We start from the raw sequence: 19,280 nt of genomic DNA, 5'->3' as shown, positions 1-19,280 counted from the left end.
AGGACCACACCATGCGCTTGACCGACTACCTCGACAAGGGTGCCTCGCTCGGTCCGTCGTCGCCGTGCCTGACGATGGGCGACCGGACGCTGTCGTACGCCGATGTCCAGGACCTGAGCCGGCGCGTCGCGGCCGCGCTGGCACGGTCGGGGATCGCCGCGGGCGACAAGGTGGCCGTCCTGTCCGGCAACGATCCGACTGCGTTCTCCTGCGTCTTCGGGATCAGCCGGGCGGGGGCGGTGTGGTGCCCGATCAACCCGCGGAACGAGGCGGCGGAGAATCGGGACCTGCTCGCCCTCTTCGACTGTCGCTGCCTGATCTTCCAGAAGGCGTTCGCGCCCTTGGTCGATCGGATCCGTCGGCAGTTGCCGCTGCTGACGACGCTCGTATGTCTCGACGGCGATGAGGAGTACGCCCACCCGTTCGACGACTGGCTGGGTACCGAACGTCTCGACGTCGAGCCGGTCGACGATCTCGCGCTGATCGTCGGCACCGGCGGCACGACGGGGAGGCCGAAGGGTGTGATGCTCACCGGCCGGAACATCGAGACGATGTCTGCGCTGACCCTGATGAGCTACCCGTTCGACGGCAGGCCGGTCTACCTCGCCCTCGCGCCGTTGACGCACGCGGCCGGTGTCCTGTGTTTCCCGATCCTCGCCCTCGGCGGACAGGTGGTCATCATGCCCACGCCCGACCTGGGGCAGTTCCTCGCGCACATCGACCGGGACCGCGTCACCCACACCTTCCTTCCGCCGACCCTGATCTACATGCTGCTGGACCACGCAGACCTGGCGACGACGGACCTGAGTTCGCTGCAATGCTTCTGGTACGGCGCGGCGCCGATCTCGCCGACCCGGCTCGAAGAAGCGCTGACCCGGATCGGGCCGGTGATGGCCCAGCTGTTCGGGCAGAGCGAGGCGCCGATGATGATCGCGACGATGGCGCCGAAAGACCATTTCCACGCCGACGGCTCGGTGGCGACCGCCCGGCTGAGCTCCGCAGGCAGGCCCTCCCCGCTGGTCACCGTCGCCATCATGGACGGGCAGGGGACGCTGCTGCCTTCCGGTGAGCGAGGCGAAGTGGTCGTGCGCAGCTCGCTCGTCATGACGGGGTACTACAAGAATCCCGTTGCGACGCAGGAGGCGTCGGCGCACGGCTGGCATCACACGGGCGACATCGGGTACCTCGACGACGACAACTTCCTGTACATCGTCGACCGGGCCAAGGACATGATCATCACCGGCGGATTCAACGTCTATTCCGTCGAAGTGGAACAGGCGCTCATGGCGTACCCCGGAATCCAGGACTGCGGGGTGATCGGGCTCCCCGACGAGAAATGGGGTGAACGTGTCGTCGCCGTCGTCCAGTCCCGAGCCGGAACACCGATCGAGGCCGACGCACTCACGGCGTTCGTGAAAGCGCGCATCGGCAGCGTGAAGACCCCGAAGGAAATCCTGGTCTGGCCCGATCTGCCGCGTTCCAAACTGGGGAAGGTCCTCAAGAACGAGATCAGGCAGCAACTGCTCGGCTGACGGCCGGCGCGGGGTTCGAAACGCGGGGGGATCGAAGCGTGGGTTTCGCCGCGACTGGCGATACTGTCGGGTGATGGTGAATGGGCACGCACTGAGCAGGGAACGGCTCGCCGACGCGCTGGCACGCTTCGAACCACGGATCGTGGACCCGACGAATCGGCGGTCCGCGGCGGTAGTGATCGCCGTGATGAACGACGGCGCCGGCGGTCAGGCCGTTCCGCTGACCATGCGCCCGAGCAAGATGCGCGCGCATCCGGGACAGTTCGCGTTGCCCGGCGGCGGAGTGGATCCGGGGGAGACCGGCGAGGACGCCGCCCGGCGCGAGCTGCACGAGGAACTCGGCCTCGACGTGGAGCCGTCCGCGGTGCTCGGCAGGCTCGACGACTACGTCACCCGCTCCGGGTACGTCATCACCCCGTTCGTCGTGTGGTCGGACCAGTCGATCACGTCGCTCGTCCCCAATCGCGAGGAAGTGGCGGAAGTGTTCTCGGTGGGCGTTCCCGAGATCGACGCGGAGCCGCGGTTCGTCGAGATCCCCGAATCGTCGAAACCGGTGATCCAATGGCCGTTCCGCCGTCACCTCGTGCACGCCCCCACCGGCGCGGTCGTGTTCCAGTTCCGGGAGGTCGCACTGCACGGCAGGCACACGCGGATCGACGGTTTCGACCAGCCGGTCTTCGCCTGGCGTTAGCGGAACCACGTCCAGCGGGGGACGCGACTAATCTCACAGTTCGTGACCTTCTTCGAGTCTCTCGCCCGCAAGCTCGACCGCACCGGTGTCGACCCCACCGTCTGGCACGCCCCGCCGCCACCACCACCGACGGGAGTGCTCGCGCCGAACGGGATGCTCGACGACGCGCACCGCTGGACGCTCCCCGCCGGAGAAGGCCCGGAGGACGTCGCCGTCGATCACGACGGCCGGGTGGTCACCGGAGGCAACGACGGCCGGATCTGGCGGTTCGACGGCCACGGACACGCCACCGAACTCGCGAACACCCACGGGCGGCCTCTCGGGGTCGAGATACTCGACGACGGCCGGTTCCTGATCTGCGACGCCGAGCGCGGTGTGCTGCGAGTCGACGACCAGGGACGCGTCGACGTGCTCGCCGACGCCGCGGCCGGGCGCCCGCTCGTGGCGTGCAACAACTCGGCGGTCGGCAGGGACGGCATCGTGTACTTCACCGACTCCTCGGCGCACTTCACGATCGCCGACCACCGCTACGACCTTCTCGAGCACCGCGGGACCGGCCGCCTGCTGCGTCTGGACCCGCGGACGGGGGAGACCGACCTCCTGGCCGAGGGGCTGCAGTTCGCCAACGGCGTGGGACTGGCCTCGGACGAGTCGTTCGTTCTCGTCGCCGAGACCGGCTCGTACCAGATCTCCCGCGTCGACCTGACCGGCCCGTCGCAGGGTGCGGCGTCGGTGTGGGCCGCGAATCTGCCCGGCATACCGGACAACATGACGTCCCAGACACGGGACGGCCTGTTCTGGGTGGCGCTCTACAGCCCGCGGATGCGGTTGCTCGACCTGCTCGCGCCGTACCCGACGCTGCGGATCGTCGCGGCGAACCTGCCGGAGGCCGTGCAACCGAATCCGGAGCACGCCGGCTGGGTGATCGCCCTCGATCACCGCGGCGAGATCGTGCACAGCCTGCGCGGAGGCAAGGGCAGCTATTCCCCCGTCACAGGTGTGCGGGAGCACGACGGGTGGCTGTACCTGGGAAGTCTGACCGCGGACGCCGTCGCACGCGTACCGGCCCCACCACGACCGGACGTTGCGCGGGGCGAGTGACACGGCCGGACGGACGAGAGGATCGACTGAACACCATCCCGGTTGTGGAAGAGTGGCGAGAGCGGTGCGACGAGCGCCCGAAAACAGGTCCGCACTCGACGCTGGGGAGATTTTGGTGAATTCGGTGGACCGGGACACTGCGCGGTCGGACCGGATCGTGACCGTCCCGAACCTCCTGAGCGTGGTTCGACTCCTCGGCGTGCCGCTGTTCGTGTACCTGCTGCTCGTCACCCACTCCGACGGGTGGGCACTCGCGATCCTCATGATCAGCGGCTTCACCGACTGGCTCGACGGCAAGCTGGCGCGGATCCTCGACCAGTCGTCGAAGCTGGGTGCGCTGCTCGACCCCTTCGTCGATCGCCTCTACGTCGTCACGACGCTGGTGACGTTCGTCCTGCGCGGATTCATCCCGTGGTGGGTGGCGGCGATCCTGATCGGCCGCGACGCCGTTCTCGCGCTCACGCTGGTCATCTACCGACGGCGCGGTCTCCCTCCCCCCGACGTGATGTACCTCGGCAAGGGTGCCACGTTCCTGCTGATGTTCGCGCTGCCGATGACCCTCGCGGCGCACGGCGACTGGAGCATCGCGACCGTGGCGCAGCCGCTCGGCGCCGCGCTCCTGATCTGGGGCACGGTGCTCTACGTGTGGACCGGGCTGCTCTACACCGTGAACGCGCTGACCGTCGCGCGCACCGTTCCCGTGCGAGGACCGGGCGGCGAGGAACGCGAGGTCCAGTGATGAAACGGACAGATTCCGGCATTCGCAGGAATCCGGTGCCGTCCCTGCTGCGGTCCCTGATGAACGACCACCTGGACCCCGGGTACGAGGGTGCGGCCGACGATCGTGAGCAGGGACATTCACGACAGACGCGGGTCGGTCAGCAGGTGTGGATCGCGATCGGCGCGCTGCTCGTCGGGCTGGTGCTGTCGGTCGCCTACCGGCAGGCCACCGAACGCATCCCCGGCACCGAGCAGGTGCGGACCGAACTGCTGAGCAAGGTGCAGGACGCCCAGGATCGGGCGGGCGCCCTCGCCGCAACCCGGGACACGCTGTCGACACAGACCGACGACGCGCGCGCCACCGCGCTGGCCGGTGACGCCCGAGGTGCGGCACTGCTCGACGAGCTTCGCGGCCTCGAGGGGGACGCCGGAGTCGAGGCCGTGCACGGTCCCGGCCTGACCGTGACGTTGACGGACCCCGCGGCCAAGCCCAACCTGTCCGACTCGTCCCAGCGCAGTGTCGGGGGGAAGGCCGTGGTGCTCGACCGCGACCTCCAGTCGGTGGTCAATTCGCTGTGGGCGAGCGGCGCCGAGGCCATCGCGGTCGGCGACGTGCGGATCGGCCCGTCGGTGACGATCCGCCAGGCGGGTGGCGCGATGCTCGTGGACAATCAGCCGGTGTTCTCGCCGTACGTGGTCTCGGCGATCGGCCCGCAGGGGCCGATGCAGACCGGATTCGTGGTGAGCGACGCCTATCTGCGGATGTCCAGCGTGGCGCAGTTGTACGGCATCGGCTTCGCGGTGGCGGAGGCCGACGATCTCCACTTGCCGGCCGCCCCGGCGCGGGAAGTGCGGGCAGCCAGGGAAGTGGGAACACGATGACAACGGCGGAGTCGAATGGAGGCGTCACACGAATGAAGGCAGCACTGAAGGGCGGATCCGCGATCTACGGGGTGCTCGCCCTGATCGTGGGCATCGTGCTGGGAGTGGTGTTCAGCCCGCAAGTGCCCGACGCCGTGCAGCCCTACCTGCCCATCGCCGTCGTCGCCGCGCTCGACGCGGTGTTCGGCGGACTGCGCGCGTACCTCGACGAGATCTTCGACTCGAAGGTGTTCGTCGTCTCGTTCGTGTTCAACGTCCTGGTGGCCGCCCTGATCGTGTGGCTCGGTGACCAACTCGGTGTGGGAACCCAGCTGTCCACCGCGATCGTCGTCGTGCTCGGAATCCGCATCTTCGGCAACGCGGCCGCGCTCCGGCGACGTCTGTTCGGGGCGTGATCGCGGCGTGAGCGGACACGAGGGCAGACACGAACTGCACGGGAACGAACCGGCGACGTCGCAGCGATCGCACGTCGTCTTCGCGCTGCTGGCCGCGCTCCTGCTCGGTGGGCTGGGAATCGCGATCGTCACGCAGGTGAAGAACACCGGGTCCGGCGACACCCTCGACTCGGCGAGCCCGGCCGATCTCCTGGTCGTCCTGGACACGCTGAACCAGCGGGAGGCGGCCCTGCGGCAGGAGATCGCATCGCTGGAACAGACCTTGGCAACGTTGCAACAGAGCGGCAGTTCCGGGGCGGCACTCGACGAGGCGCAGGCCCGGTTGACGGCGCTGTCGATCCAGGTCGGCAGCGCACCGGCCACCGGCCCCGGGGTGACGATGCGCATCACCGACCCCAACAAGGGAGTCGGCTCCGAGGTCCTGCTCGACCTCGTGCAGGAATTGCGTGCCGCCGGTGCCGAAGCCGTCCAGATCCAGGGTGCGGACGGCCCGCCCATCCGGATCGGCGTCGACTCCTGGGTGTCCGGTTCGGCCGGCGGCGTGTCGGTGGACGGCCGGAAGGTGAACGCCCCCTACGGGGTGGTCGCCATCGGTGATCCGCCGACTCTGGCGGCGGCCCTGAACATTCCCGGCGGGGTGGTCGACACGGTCGCGCGCAGCGGCGGACAGCTGACGATCGAACAATCGCAGCAGGTCACGATCTCCGCCTTGCGGGAGGCGAAACCTCGCCAATACGCTCAGCCCGGAAATTGATCTTCGCATCCGCCCGCGGATTGCCATCGAAAGGAAGCCACTGTGAGTGAGCTCGAAATCCCCGCCGATCGTCGGTACACCGCCGAACACGAGTGGGTCGAGCGGACGGGGCCCACGACGGTACGCGTCGGCATCACCGATTTCGCGCAGTCCCAGCTCGGCGACGTCGTGTTCGTCCAGCTTCCGGCGGTCGACGAGGCCGTGACGGCGGGCGAATCGTTCGGCGAGGTGGAATCCACCAAGAGCGTCTCCGACATCTTCGCCCCGCTGACGGCGAAAGTCGTTGCCGCCAATGCCGATCTGGACGGCAACCCGGAACTTGTGAACTCCGCGCCCTACGGGCAGGGGTGGCTGGTGGACCTCGGTGTCGACGACGAGGCGACCCTCGACGCGGCACTGGCCGAAATGCTGGACGCCGCCGGCTATGCAGACATCACGGCAGGATAATTTCCCGAGAACACGCGAAGCGGTAATCGGATAAGTTCGGAAGGTGCCGACAGCCCGGAAAACCGGGTTGCCGGAAAAATCCGCTGTCGGAATACCGGTTCGTAATGTGCTGGCGGCCTGTCTCACTACACGCACCGGCGTGCGCAGGGTACGGTCGATGTTGAACGCATGTGCCGTGTCGGGGCGCAGGTCCGTAGTTTGAATGTGATCGTGGGAGTTTGCACAGAAGTTAATGTGCACGGGAACCGAATTATGTAGTACCGAGTGGCATTGCGTAGTCCAGCGAATCTTGCTGGATGATCGAACTAGGAGGAGAAACGGTGAGCGAGAACGGCAACGACGCGGTCTATGGGGAGACGCCGGCGGAAACCACGTCGGTCTTCCGCGCGGACTTTCTCAATGAGCTCGACAACTCCTCGGCAACCCAGGCTCCGGAAGCTCCGGTGTCGGGTGTGGAGGGACTGCCCGCGGGCTCTGCTCTGCTCGTCGTCAAGCGTGGACCGAACGCAGGGTCGCGCTTCCTGCTCGACCAGCCGACGACGTCCGCGGGACGGCATCCCGACAGCGACATCTTCCTCGACGACGTGACCGTCAGCCGTCGTCATGCGGAGTTCCGTCAGGAGGACGACGAGTTCCAGGTGGTCGACGTCGGCAGCCTCAACGGCACCTACGTCAACCGGGAACCGGTCGACTCGGCCGTCCTGGCGAACGGTGACGAGGTCCAGATCGGCAAGTTCCGACTGGTCTTTCTGACCGGACCCCGGACCACTGCCGGTGGCTCGCAGATCGGTGAGACGTCAGCTGGTGCGGGTAGCCAATGACCGCGGTGCGGCAGCAGCAGGCGCAATCGGGGATGTCGATCGGCTCCGTGCTGGATCGACTCCGCCCCGATTTTCCTGATGTGACGATCTCGAAGATCCGATTCCTCGAAGCCGAGGGTCTCATCAGCCCCCAGCGCACTCCGTCGGGGTATCGGCGATTCTCGATCGCCGACTGTGAACGTCTGCGCTATGTCCTCACTGCGCAGCGGGATCAGTATCTGCCGCTGAAGGTCATCAAGGAGCAGCTCGAGGCCATCGACAGAGGTGTGGCCACGGTCGGCGCAGGCGATTCTTCGCCGCGCCGGCCGCGCACGCTCACGGTGGCCCCGGGCGAGGTGTCCCCGGAGGAGTTCCTCACCGACCGCGAGGTGCGGATCAGCCGCGACGATCTGATCGCCCGGGCGGGGATCGACGACAAGTTCCTCGGCGAACTGACCCGCGGAGGCCTGGTCGTTCCCGGGCCGGCAGGGTTCTTCGACGAAGACGCGGTGACACTGGCGCGCACCGCGAGGGCGATGTCCGAGTTCGGACTCGAAGTGCGGCACCTGAGGGCGTTCAAGCTGGCGGCCGACCGCGAGGCCGGGCTGGTCGCGCAGATCGCCGGGCCCGTCGCCAAGGGCCGCGACGCCGGCGCACGTGATCGCGCCGAGGAGATGGTGCGCGAACTGGCCGCCTTGTCTCTGACGTTGCACACCTGCCTGGTGAAGTCGGCAGTCCGGGGTGCGCTCGATCGGTGAGGTGAACTCGCCGACCGTCCCCACTTCCCAACGACGCTGCGCTCGAACGGCTGTACGGTCGAAGAGCAGACACGAATCGAATAGAATCCTGGTACGGCATTGTGTGCCGCGGACGGACCATTGCAGGGTGGAGGCAGACGCGATGAGCGAAATGCACGTGATCGGAGTTCGTGTCGAGCAACCCCAAAGTCAACCTGTTCTGCTGTTGCGTGAAACCGACGGCGAGCGGTACCTGCCCATCTGGATCGGCCAGACCGAGGCCACCGCGATCGCACTCGAACAGCAGGGCGTCGAGCCGGCGCGTCCGCTGACCCACGATCTCATCAAGAACCTGATCGAAGCCTTCGGTCGCACCTTGAAGGAAGTTCGCATCGTCGACCTGCGCGAGGGCACGTTCTATGCCGACCTCGTGTTCGACCAGAACACCCGCGTCTCGGCCCGCCCGTCCGACTCCATCGCCATCGCACTGCGGATCGGGGTGCCGATCTTCGCCGAGGAATCGGTGCTCACGGAGGCCGGTCTGGTCATGCCCGACGAGCGCGAGGACGAGGTCGAGAAGTTCAAGGAATTCCTCGAGTCCGTGTCGCCGGACGATTTCAAGGCCACCGACGGCTAGGTTGCACCCTCGGAAAAGCCTCGGGCGCGGAGTAACGGTTGAGGTTCCTCCGGCGCGTTGCGTTGACCCCGTCTCTTCGGAGTCATAGCGTTCAGTGCAGTGATTTTCTGCCCTGCAGATTCTATCGGGCGTACGCTGAGTAGGTTCAGGGTACGGGCTTGCTCGATGTCACTGGTGGCGCTTGCGCCGCTCGATGTGCTGTGGCTGTGCCGCGGGCACTGGCGACGCGCGTCACAGGCGCACTGATCGTCGGGTTCAGTGCAACATGCGAGAGGGAGTAGTCAGTGGGAGATCGGCCGCAGGAGAATGCGCTGAATCTTGCGCCCGGCGACAACGTTGCCGAGTCCGAATTCAGCTCCGAGGAGATCCAACCGGGCCTCTTCCCGGACGATTCCGTGCCCGACGACCTCGTCGGATACCGCGTCCCCATCGCCTGCCAGATCGCGGGAATCACCTACCGCCAGCTCGATTACTGGGCTCGCACTTCGCTCGTCGTGCCGTCCATTCGTGGCGCAGCAGGTTCGGGCAGCCAACGGCTGTACTCGTTCAAAGACATCCTCGTCCTCAAGATCGTCAAGCGTCTGCTCGACACCGGAATATCCTTGCAGAACATCCGCGTGGCCGTCGACCACCTCCGTAAGCGCGGAGTGCGGGACTTGGCGAAGATCACACTATTCTCGGACGGGACCACGGTCTACGAGTGCACGTCCCCCGAAGAGGTCGTCGATCTGCTCCAGGGCGGGCAGGGCGTCTTCGGTATCGCGGTGAGCGGTGCGATGCGCGAACTGACCGGCACCATCGCCGATTTCCCGGCCGAGCGCGCCGATGGCGGCGCGAGCGAGCAGAGCCCCGAGGACGAACTGGCGTCGCGGCGCAAGAACCGCGCGAGCCGCAAGACGGGCTAGCCCGCCTCCATCGGAGCGCGGCGCTGCCTGCGCCGCCATCCGTAGCCGTGACATAGACTGGCGGTGCGTCGACGCCGTGCGGGAGAGTTCCGGGCACTGCAAGCACAGAAACATCGTGTGTGCAGGAGTTCGGGCGCCGAAGGAGCAACACCTCCCCGTCAATCTCTCAGGCAGACAGGACCGTGCGGGCTCCGACGTCTCTGGAAAGCGGTGGGAGCACCCACCCGCCCACGGGGAAAGGGCCGTCTTCAACCGCGAACGACGGTACCGAATCTCTCAGGCGCTCGACTCGAGCAGGCGACAGAGGGGGAGGGACGTTCCGCTACGCGGGGCGTGTCCTGATCCTGCGAACTGCTTGGGAGTTGTCGTGATCGACGCTGGAAGCCGTACATTCGCCGATCGTCATGTCGGCCCGAACGCTGCGGAACTCGCGCACATTCTCGAACTGGTCGGAGCCGATTCGCTCGACGACCTCGCGTCGAAGGCCGTCCCCGCCGTCATCCTGGACGGGGTCACGGCCGGCATCGCCGACGGCCTCGACGCACTGCCCGCGCCGGTGTCCGAGCACGAAGCGCTCGCCGAACTGTCCACACTCGCCGCGCAGAACACCGTGGCGACGTCCATGATCGGTCTCGGCTACTACGACACCCTCACCCCGCCGGTCCTGATCCGGAACATCATCGAGAACCCGGCCTGGTACACGGCCTACACGCCGTACCAGCCCGAGATCAGCCAGGGCCGGCTCGAAGCGCTCCTCAACTTCCAGACGATGGTCGCCGACCTGACCGGCATGGAGGTCGCCAACTCGTCGATGCTCGATGAGGCCACCGCCGCCGCCGAGGCGATGACGCTGTTGCGCCGGGCGAGCAAGAGCAAGTCCCCGCGGTTCGTCGTCGACGCCGACCTGTTCCCGCAGACGCTGGCCGTCGTCGAGACCCGGGCCGAGCCGCTCGGCATCGAGATCGTCGTGGCCGACCTGTCCGTCGGCCTTCCGGACGGTGACTTCTTCGGCGTCCTCGCCCAGATGCCCGGCGGGTCCGGCCGTATCGTCGACTACACCGACGTGATCGCCGCCGCCCACGAGCGCGGCGCACTGGTCGCGGTCGGGGCGGATCTGCTGGCACTCACCCTCCTCACCCCGCCCGGCGAGATCGGGGCCGACGCCTGCTTCGGCACCACCCAGCGGTTCGGTGTCCCCATGGGCTTCGGTGGCCCGCACGCCGGCTACCTCGCCGTGCACACCAAGCACGCACGTCAACTCCCCGGCCGTCTGGTGGGCGTCTCCGTCGACGCCGACGGCGACAAGGCGTACCGGCTGGCGCTGCAGACCCGCGAGCAGCACATTCGCCGCGAGAAGGCGACGTCGAACATCTGCACCGCTCAGGTGTTGCTGGCGATTCTGGCGGCCATGTACGCCAGCTACCACGGCGCCGAGGGCTTGAAGGCGATCGCCCTGCGCGTGGCGAACACGGCGCACTCGCTGGCCGCCGCGCTCCGCAAGACCGGGGCCGTCGTCGTCCACGAACACTACTTCGACACGATCCTCGTTCGAGTGGACGGCCGAGCCGCGGACGTGGTGGCGAAGGCGAAGGACGCCGGCATCAACCTGCGGCTCGTCGACGCCGATCACGTCGCCATCGCGTGCGACGAGGCCACCACCGCCGACGACGTCACCCAGGTTCTGGCGGCGTTCGGCGGCGAAGGCGCCGTGACCGAGGAGGTGGGCACGTCCGTCCCCGACGCGCAGCTCCGCGGATCCGACTACCTGCAGCACGAGGCCTTCACCCGGTATCGCACCGAGACGGCGATGCTGCGCTACCTGCGGGCGTTGTCCGACAAGGACATCGCACTCGACCGAAGCATGATCCCACTCGGTTCCTGCACGATGAAGCTCAATGCCACCGCCGAGATGGAAGCGATCACCTGGCCCGCGTTCGCCGGACTGCACCCGTTCGCGCCGACCGGGGACACACCGGGAATTCTCCGCATCATCAAGGACCTCGAGAACTGGCTCGTGGCCGTCACCGGCTACGACGCAGTCAGCCTGCAGCCGAATGCCGGTAGCCAGGGCGAGTACGCGGGGCTGCTCGCGATCCGCAACTACCACCTCAGCCGCGGAGACGACCACCGCGACACCTGCCTCATCCCGTCGAGCGCCCACGGCACCAACGCCGCATCCGCGGTCATGGCCGGGATGCGCGTCGAGGTCGTGGCGTGCCGCCCCAACGGTGACGTGGACCTGGACGATCTGCGCGCGAAGATCGCCGACCATGCCGAGCGCCTCGCGGCGATCATGATCACCTACCCGTCCACACACGGTGTGTACGAGCACGAGATCGCCGACATCTGCGCCGCCGTCCACGACGCCGGCGGCCAGGTGTACGTCGACGGCGCCAACCTCAACGCCCTTGTCGGCCTGGCCCGTCCCGGCCGGTTCGGCGGCGACGTGAGCCACCTCAACCTGCACAAGACGTTCTGCATCCCGCACGGTGGCGGTGGCCCCGGCGTCGGTCCGATCGGTGTGCGGTCCCACCTCACGCCGTTCCTGCCCGGGCATCCGCTCGCACCGGAACTCGGCACGGCCGGACCGATCTCCGCGGCCCCCTACGGCAGTGCGTCGATCCTCCCGATCACGTGGGCGTACATCCGGATGATGGGCGCCGTCGGGCTGCGCCGCGCAAGCCTGACCGCCATCGCCTCGGCCAACTACATCGCGCGCCGCCTGGACGAGTACTTCCCCGTCCTCTACACCGGCGAGGGCGGAATGGTGGCCCACGAGTGCATCCTCGACCTCCGGCCGATCACCAAGGACACCGGTGTGACCGTCGACGACGTCGCAAAGCGCCTCGCCGACTACGGATTCCACGCACCGACGATGAGCTTCCCGGTGGCGGGCACCCTCATGGTGGAGCCCACCGAGAGCGAGAACCTCGAAGAGATCGACGCCTTCTGCGAGGCGATGATCGCGATCCGCGCCGAGATCGACCGCGTGGGCGCGGGGGAGTGGCCGGTGGACGACAACCCGCTGCGCGGTGCCCCGCACACGTCCGGTTGCCTCGTCGCGGAGTGGAACCACCCCTACACCCGTGAGACGGCGGTGTTCCCCCGGGGCAAGGCACGGCCGAAGGTGTGGCCGGCGGTGCGGCGCATCGACGGTGCACACGGCGACCGCAACCTCGTGTGCTCCTGCCCGCCGATCTCCGCATTCGAAGGCGCCTGACACAGATGCCCGTCCCGCTCACGCGGGGCGGGCATCGCTCGCTCAGTCCTCGCGCACCAGCTCCAGGATCGTGATCTCCGGTGGGGCGCCCACCCGCACGGGCGGACCCCACGTGCCCACACCGCGGGTCGTGTAGAGGACGGTGTTCCCGATGCGGTCCAGTCCCGTCACCGACGGCTGCTGCAGCGGCACCAGATAACGCAGCGGCCACATCTGCCCACCGTGCGTGTGCCCCGACAGTTGCAGGTCGACACCGAGGTCGGACGCTTCGAGTGCCTGCCGCGGTTCGTGCGCGAGCAGCACGACGAACGTCGACGGGTCGCGTCCGGCGAGCGCGGCCGGAAGATCGGGTTCGTACGGGGTCGGCGAGGAATAGTCGTGGATGCCCGCGATGTCGAGGGTGGCGCCGCCCCGGGTGATCGTCGCGCGCTCGTTGCGTAGCGTCCGGATGCCCAGCCGGTCCCACACGTCCAGCCACCGGCCACCGTCGTCGGCGTAGAACTCGTGATTGCCGCTGACACCGAACACTCCGAGCGGGGCCTCGAGGTCGCCGAGCGGTTGCAGATCGGGCGACACCTTGGCGACGGTCCCGTCGACCAGATCGCCCGCGATCGCGACGAGATCCGGCTGCTCCGCGTTCACCAGGTCGACGACCCGCCGGGTGAAATCCACTCCTCGCGCCGGGCCGACGTGAAGGTCGGACACGAGCGCCACACGCACACCGTCGAACTCGGCGGGCAGACGCTTCAGCGGCACCCGAACCCGCACGATCCGAGGCCGCGCGGCCTCCGACACCCCGTAACCGGCGGCGCCGACGGCACCCACCACGACGACGGTGGTGGCGATGCGCAGGCTTCGCCGTCGCGACAGATCGACCTGTTCGTCGTTCCCGGTGCCGCGCAGGCGGCCGAACAGCCGCGTCAGCAGCGACACCAACGCGACCAGGAGAAGCCCGAGCACCAGATAGAACATCGCGCCGAGCCACACCCAGCCCACCCACCCCGGGGGACGCGCCCATCCCGGATCGAAGGCTTCGCCGCTGCCGACGCCGATGACCGCGAGAACCCACAGGACCACGAGGGTCACGTCGACGGCCACCGACCAGGGCCGGCCCAGCCCGGTGGCCCGCACGAGTCGCCGATGGAGCCACCACGTGACGAGTGCGAGGAAGACCGCGAAGACCAGGAGCCTCGTCACGACAGCAGCTTACTGATCGCGGTCGGCAGTGCCGCGCCGTCCGAGGACGCGACCTTCTCCAGCGACCCGCCGGTGCGATCGGCCAACGCCTGCAACGTGTTGAGGTCGGAGTTCTCGCCGATCGTCACGACGTCGATGCGCACCGGCTTCGACGTGCTCGAGGCCGCCGCGATAGCGGACAGCAGATCCGCGCGCGCAACGGAGTCGTCGTTGGCGCCGTCGGTGACGAGCAGCACCGAGTTGGTCCGGCCCGGCGAGTATCCGTCGACCGCGCTCTTGTACGCCGCTTCGAGCGACGTGTACGTCGAGGACCCGGTAGCGGGTGTCGCCTCGGCGAGCCGGGCGTCGAGTGCCTGCCTGCGGGTGCCCTCCGTGAAACCGCCCGCCGATAGGGGGCCGGTCGCGACCACGGTCGTGTACGGCCGCGACCCGTCGAGCGTCGTGCTGTACTCCCACAGCCCGAGGTTCGACGAGTCCGGAGAACGGTCCACGTGGGCTGCGAGCGCTGCCGTCGTGTTCGCCAGGCGCGTCGCCGTCCCCTCGCGCTCTCCCATCGAGCTGGAAACGTCGAGCAGGACGGTGGAGGTGCGGGGGGTGATCGGATTCCGGATCACCTGCATCAGCTCGGCCGCAGCGGCCGCGTCCGCGGGAACGAGGGTGGATTCGAAACCGGGAAAGGCCAGCGCGGTGTCGTCGGGCCGGGCCAGTCCCTCGACCCGGAACCCGGCGTCGGCCAAGTCCTGCGCCTGTTCGGGTCGACGGACGAACTCCGCGAACTGTGCGGCGGCGCGGCTCTGCGTCTCGTCGACGGACGGGCCCGCGAGGACGGCCGCCGGGTGATCTGCCACGGGTGTCGGGCCTTTCGGCATCGATGCGGTGATGTCTGCTCCGGGTGCGTCGCGCAGGGCCTGGTAGACCTGCTGTTCGGTGGCCGCAACCGCGTGGATGCCGGAGGTGGCAGGATCGCCCTGCTCGGCCAGCGCGGTGAGCGCCTCCCGCGTCGTCGCGGGCTTCGTCCCCGACGACGCCTCGTAGCCGAGCGCCAGACCGGTGAGTGCCGACGTGACGGGAGCGGAACGAGCCTGCTCCTCCGTCACCGGACCCGTGGGGCTTCCCGTGACCGCGGCTGCGACCGCTTCGACTGCCGTCTCCGTGCTCTCGGCGCCGGGGCCGACGGGGAGCGCCATGCCCAGGCTGCCCCAGCCCGGCAGGCCGAGAGTCGCGAGGGAGTCGCGGCCGGTCTGCAGCGACGGCAAGTCCTTCCAGTCGATCGCCGGTGTGCCCGGCGCGTTCGCGAACGCCGTCCGGACCGCGAGCACGACGGGACTGGTCGCCACGGGACGCGCTTCGCCGCTGATGACGCCGGTCGCCGACAGCTGCTTGACGGAATGCGAGCTCGACGGAATCCACAGAGCGGGGCGAGGCCCGAGTGCCGCTGCGTCCCACGGGCCGTCCGGCCCCGCGGACAAGGCGTCGCGCACGGTGTCGGACGCGACGGCAGTGACCGTCACCGACACGCACTGATCGCGGATCACCGGAGCAGTCTCCGTGAAATGGTCGGCGAGAGTCTGGAGCTGGGGTGCGATGTCCGGATCCGCCGCGACCGCGAGCACGGATTCGCCTTCGACGCAGGCGCCCGCGGCAGCCACGCCCTGATCGGTAATCCGGTCACGCAACTGGAACCAGCCCACCACACCCGCCGCGATCACGACGACGAGACCGAGCACGATCAAAGGCCCCCTGCTGATACCCCTGGCGCGCGATTCGCCGCGATGCTGCCCCACGTGCTATCCAGCCCCTGTCCGACGAGTTCGACGTTGACCCTCGCAGTGTAGTGATGCGCAGGATCACCCCGGCCTGACACGTGAGTGGCGAAGCGTCCCGCGGGACGCTTCGCCACTCACGTGGGGAAACTACCGGTCAGGCGTTGGCTGCTTTGTATTCGCGGCGGCGGCGGTGCAGGATCGGTTCGGTGTAGCCGGAGGGTTGGGTGGTGCCGTCGAGGATGAGTTCCTTCGCGGCCTGGAAGGCGATGTTGGTGTCGAAGTCCGGGGCCAGGGGCCGGTAGGTGGGGTCGTTCTGGTTCTGCCGGTCCACGATCGGGGCCATCCGTTGCAGTGACTGCACGACCTGGTCGGCGGTGACCACGCCGTGCCGGATCCAGTTCGCCAGCAGCTGGGAGGAGATGCGGAGGGTGGCGCGGTCTTCCATCAGGGCGACGTCGTGGATGTCGGGGACCTTGGAGCAGCCGACGCCGGCGTCGATCCAGCGGACCACGTAGCCGAGGATGGACTGGCAGTTGTTGTCGAGTTCTTCCTGTTTCTCGGCGTCGGACCAGTCGGTGCTGGGGGCGAGGGGGATGGTGAGGATCTCGTCGAGGGTGGCCCGCCGGGTGCCCTTCAGCTGGTTTTGGACGGCGACGACGTCGACCTGGTGGTAGTGGGTGGCGTGCAGGGTGGCCCCGGTCGGGGACGGCACCCATGCGGTGTTCGCGCCGGCCTTGGGGTGGCCGATCTTCTGGTCGAGCATCTCGGCCATCAGCTCGGTCATCGCCCACATGCCCTTGCCGATCTGCGCCCGCCCCTGCAGCCCGCAGGCGAGTCCGGTGTCGACGTTCCAGTCCTCGTAGGCGGTGATCCAGGTCTGCTTCTTCATCTCGGCCTTGCGGATCATCGGCCCGGCCTCCATCGAGGTGTGGATCTCGTCGCCGGTGCGGTCGAGGAACCCGGTGTTGATGAACACCACCCGCTCCCGGGCTTCGTTGATGCAGGCGGCGAGGTTGACGGTGGTGCGGCGTTCCTCGTCCATGATGCCGACCTTGAGGGTGTTGGCGGGCAGCCCGAGGACCTGCTCGACGCGGCCGAACAGTTCGGTGGTGAACGCGACCTCGTCGGGGCCGTGCTGCTTGGGTTTGACGATGTAGATCGACCCGGTGCGGGAGTTGACCAACGGCCCCGTCGCCTCGCCCGTGCTGAGTCCGTGGACGGCGCACAGGGAGGTGATCAGGGCGTCGAGGATGCCCTCGGGGATTTCGGTGCCGTCGCCGTGCAGGATCGCCGGGGTGGTCATCAGGTGCCCGACGTTGCGGACGAACAGCAGCGACCGCCCGTGCAGGGTGAGCTCGGACCCGTCCGGGGCGGTGTAGGTGCGGTCCGGGTTGAGGCGGCGGGTGAACGCGGTGCCGCCCTTGGTCATCTCCTCGGTCAGGTCGCCGCGGTTGAGGCCCAGCCAGTTGCGGTAGCCGATCACCTTGTCGTCGGCGTCGACGGCGGCGACGGAGTCCTCGAAGTCCATGATGGTGGTGACCGCGGACTCGAGCACCACGTCCTTGACCCCGGCGGTGTCGGTGGACCCGATCGGGGAGGTGGGGTCGATCTGGATTTCCGCGTGCAACCCGTGATTGCGCAGCAGCACACTGGTCGGGGCGGCCGGGTCGCCGAGGTAGCCGACGAACTTACCCGGCTCCGCCAGCCCGGTGACGGTGCCGTCGGCGAGCTGCACGGTCAGCGCGGTGCCGTCGACGGTGTAGCGGGCGGCGTCGGCGTGCGACCCCTGCGCGAGGGGGGCGGCGGTGTCGAGGAAGGTGCGGGCCCAGGCGATGACCCGGTCGCCGCGGACCTTGTTGTAGGTGGCGCCCGCCTCCGCGCCGCCGTCGTCGGGGATGGCGTTGGTGCCGTACAGGGCGTCGTACAGCGACCCCCACCGGGCGTTGGAGGCGTTCAGGGCGAAGCGGGCGTTGAGGACCGGGACCACCAGCTGCGGGCCGGCGGTGGCGGTGATCTCGGTGTCCACGTTCGCCGTGGACACCTCGAAGGGGGCCGGTTCGGGCACCAGGTACCCGATCTCGGTCAGGAACGCCTTGTACTCGGCCGGGTCGATCGCGGTCCCGGCCCGGTCGCGGTGCCAGCCGTCGATCCGGGCCTGCAGGTCGTCGCGGGTGGACAGCAGGGCCTTGTTCTTCGGCGCCAGCTCGTCGATCACCGTGGCCGCACCCGACCAGAACCCGTCGGCGTCCACCCCGGTCCCGGGCAGCGCCTCCTCGTTCACGAAGTCGTAGAGCACCTTCGCGACCTGCAGACCGCCGACCTCAACACGCTCAGTCATGAAATGCCTCACTGTTCCGCACTTGGAGCACCGGACGGGTGCCACGAACCGCAACCAATGTTACCCGCTGGTAAGGATGCGGTGTGGCAGATGTCCTGCGGAGGGGAGGGTGGGAGGTGAGGTCAGGCCTTCTCGCCGGTGGACGGCTCCAGCGACGGGGCTTCCGACTCGATCGGCGTGTCGTTCTCGGAGTCGATCCGGTGCAGATCGCCCGCGGCCTCTGCCGCGCTGAGACGCGAGCGGCGCCAGGCGACGACCAGCAGTCCGGCCCACACCGCGACGAGAGCGAGGTACCCCAGGGTCGCGGCGACGCCGGTCACCTCGAACGTCTTGAACAGCTTCTGCGCGTTGGTGATGATGATGATGCCGCCGACACCGGTACCCAGAAGGGTCGCGGGCACCCGGCTGACGAGCCACGCGGCGAGCGGGGCGGCGATGATGCCGCCGAGGGCCAGCCCCGCGATGATGGGGATGTTGTCGAAGAAGTCGCTGCCGAGACCGAAGATGAAACCGATGCTGGCCGCGGCGGACACCAGGAACTCCGACGCGCTGACCGAACCGATGACGGTGCGCGGTGCGGTCTTGCCGCGCGAGAGCAGCGTGCTGGTGGTGATCGGCCCCCAGCCGCCGCCGCCGCTCGCGTCGATGAATCCACCGAACAGTCCGAGCGGTGACAGGAACTTCGCCGTGTGCGGCGACGTCCGGGCGTCGTTGACGGCGGGAGGACGGATGGAGAAGCGGAGGAGGACGTAGATACCGATCGCCAGCAGGATCGTCGACGTCACGGGAACGGCGGCGGCCGTCGACAACTGGGACAGCACCGTCGCACCGAGGAACGCGCCGGCGGCGCCGGGGACGCCGAGGCGCAGGACGAGGGACCAGTCGATGTTGCGGAACCGCCAGTGCGACGCGCCGGAGGCGAGTGTGGTGCCGACCTCGGCGAAATGCACTGCTGCGCTGGCGTGTGCCGGTCCGACGCCGCTGAACACGAGCAGGGTGGTCGCAGTCACGCCGAAGGCCATGCCGAGAGCGCCGTCGACCAGCTGGGCACCCACGCCGACCAGCGTGAAAATCAAGAGTTTGAACATCGAGACTCCGACCGAGAGAGCGAACCGTCAGGGCAGCAAAGACCAGCGAGCAGGCTGGTCAGCAACATCC

Annotated in this window: 17 protein-coding genes and 1 riboswitch; of the genes, 13 read left to right on the top strand and 4 right to left on the bottom strand. The window is 68.3% G+C overall.

Annotated features, from left to right (window positions below; genetic code table 11):
* The first annotated feature begins 11 nt into the window (after positions 1-11).
* From RHA1_RS04375 to gcvP, 13 genes are all read left to right on the top strand, one after another.
* Positions 12-1,532: an acyl-CoA synthetase gene (locus RHA1_RS04375; RefSeq protein ID WP_011594121.1), complete on the top strand. Its 1,521-nt coding sequence runs from the start codon at positions 12-14 to the stop codon at positions 1,530-1,532.
* Positions 1,533-1,605: 73 nt separating this feature from the next.
* The gene (locus RHA1_RS04370) at positions 1,606-2,223 is read left to right on the top strand and encodes an NUDIX hydrolase (protein ID WP_011594120.1); all 618 of its coding nucleotides are present in this window, start codon (positions 1,606-1,608) and stop codon (positions 2,221-2,223) included.
* Between the two features lie 42 nt (positions 2,224-2,265).
* A complete protein-coding gene (locus RHA1_RS04365; RefSeq protein ID WP_011594119.1) occupies positions 2,266-3,324 on the top strand; it encodes an SMP-30/gluconolactonase/LRE family protein in 1,059 nt (352 codons plus the stop codon).
* Positions 3,325-3,439: 115 nt separating this feature from the next.
* On the top strand, positions 3,440-4,063 hold the full coding sequence (locus RHA1_RS04360) for a CDP-alcohol phosphatidyltransferase family protein (protein ID WP_009473581.1): 624 nt from the start codon (positions 3,440-3,442) through the stop codon (positions 4,061-4,063).
* Complete coding sequence (locus RHA1_RS04355; protein WP_011594118.1) at positions 4,063-4,926, top strand: DUF881 domain-containing protein; 864 nt, start codon at positions 4,063-4,065, stop codon at positions 4,924-4,926. Before RHA1_RS04360 ends, RHA1_RS04355 begins: the two co-directional genes overlap by 1 nt.
* Before the next feature lie 32 nt (positions 4,927-4,958).
* On the top strand, positions 4,959-5,321 hold the full coding sequence (locus tag RHA1_RS04350) for a small basic family protein (protein ID WP_005264197.1): 363 nt from the start codon (positions 4,959-4,961) through the stop codon (positions 5,319-5,321).
* A 7-nt stretch (positions 5,322-5,328) separates the two neighbouring features.
* Positions 5,329-6,075: a DUF881 domain-containing protein gene (locus RHA1_RS04345; protein ID WP_005264198.1), complete on the top strand. Its 747-nt coding sequence runs from the start codon at positions 5,329-5,331 to the stop codon at positions 6,073-6,075.
* A 42-nt stretch (positions 6,076-6,117) separates the two neighbouring features.
* On the top strand, positions 6,118-6,522 hold the full coding sequence (gcvH, locus tag RHA1_RS04340) for a glycine cleavage system protein GcvH (RefSeq protein ID WP_005562897.1): 405 nt from the start codon (positions 6,118-6,120) through the stop codon (positions 6,520-6,522).
* 320 nt (positions 6,523-6,842) lie between these two features.
* On the top strand, positions 6,843-7,343 hold the full coding sequence (gene garA, locus RHA1_RS04335) for a glycogen accumulation regulator GarA (RefSeq protein WP_009473579.1): 501 nt from the start codon (positions 6,843-6,845) through the stop codon (positions 7,341-7,343).
* Complete coding sequence (gene ftsR / locus RHA1_RS04330; RefSeq protein ID WP_009473578.1) at positions 7,340-8,080, top strand: transcriptional regulator FtsR; 741 nt, start codon at positions 7,340-7,342, stop codon at positions 8,078-8,080. Before garA ends, ftsR begins: the two co-directional genes overlap by 4 nt.
* Positions 8,081-8,222: 142 nt before the next feature.
* The gene (locus RHA1_RS04325; protein ID WP_011594116.1) at positions 8,223-8,696 is read left to right on the top strand and encodes a bifunctional nuclease family protein; all 474 of its coding nucleotides are present in this window, start codon (positions 8,223-8,225) and stop codon (positions 8,694-8,696) included.
* Positions 8,697-8,980: 284 nt separating this feature from the next.
* Positions 8,981-9,601: a MerR family transcriptional regulator gene (locus RHA1_RS04320; RefSeq protein ID WP_005243116.1), complete on the top strand. Its 621-nt coding sequence runs from the start codon at positions 8,981-8,983 to the stop codon at positions 9,599-9,601.
* A 69-nt stretch (positions 9,602-9,670) separates the two neighbouring features.
* A riboswitch (glycine riboswitch) is annotated at positions 9,671-9,794 on the top strand.
* 174 nt (positions 9,795-9,968) lie between these two features.
* Positions 9,969-12,821, top strand: coding sequence for an aminomethyl-transferring glycine dehydrogenase (gene gcvP, locus RHA1_RS04315; protein ID WP_011594115.1), 2,853 nt, complete (start codon positions 9,969-9,971; stop codon positions 12,819-12,821).
* Positions 12,822-12,863: 42 nt separating this feature from the next.
* Here the strand turns inward: gcvP and RHA1_RS04310 are convergent, their stop codons facing one another.
* From RHA1_RS04310 to RHA1_RS04295, 4 genes are all read right to left on the bottom strand, one after another.
* On the bottom strand, positions 12,864-14,018 hold the full coding sequence (locus RHA1_RS04310) for a metallophosphoesterase (RefSeq protein WP_011594114.1): 1,155 nt from the start codon (positions 14,016-14,018) through the stop codon (positions 12,864-12,866).
* Positions 14,015-15,745 carry a substrate-binding domain-containing protein gene (locus tag RHA1_RS04305; RefSeq protein ID WP_237727002.1) on the bottom strand — a complete coding sequence of 577 codons (1,731 nt, stop codon included), beginning with the start codon at positions 15,743-15,745 and terminating at the stop codon, positions 14,015-14,017. The genes RHA1_RS04310 and RHA1_RS04305 overlap by 4 nt, the downstream gene beginning before the upstream one ends.
* 193 nt (positions 15,746-15,938) lie before the next feature.
* A complete protein-coding gene (locus RHA1_RS04300) occupies positions 15,939-18,122 on the bottom strand; it encodes a malate synthase G (protein WP_011594112.1) in 2,184 nt (727 codons plus the stop codon).
* A gap of 122 nt (positions 18,123-18,244) precedes the next feature.
* Positions 18,245-19,210, bottom strand: a complete 966-nt coding sequence (locus RHA1_RS04295) for a sulfite exporter TauE/SafE family protein (protein WP_011594111.1) — start codon at positions 19,208-19,210, stop codon at positions 18,245-18,247.
* Between the last annotated feature and the right edge of the window lie 70 nt (positions 19,211-19,280).

It is taken from the genome of Rhodococcus jostii RHA1 (assembly GCF_000014565.1).
GTDB lineage: Bacteria > Actinomycetota > Actinomycetes > Mycobacteriales > Mycobacteriaceae > Rhodococcus_F > Rhodococcus_F jostii_A.
This window is presented reverse-complemented; position numbering and strand designations above follow the sequence as displayed.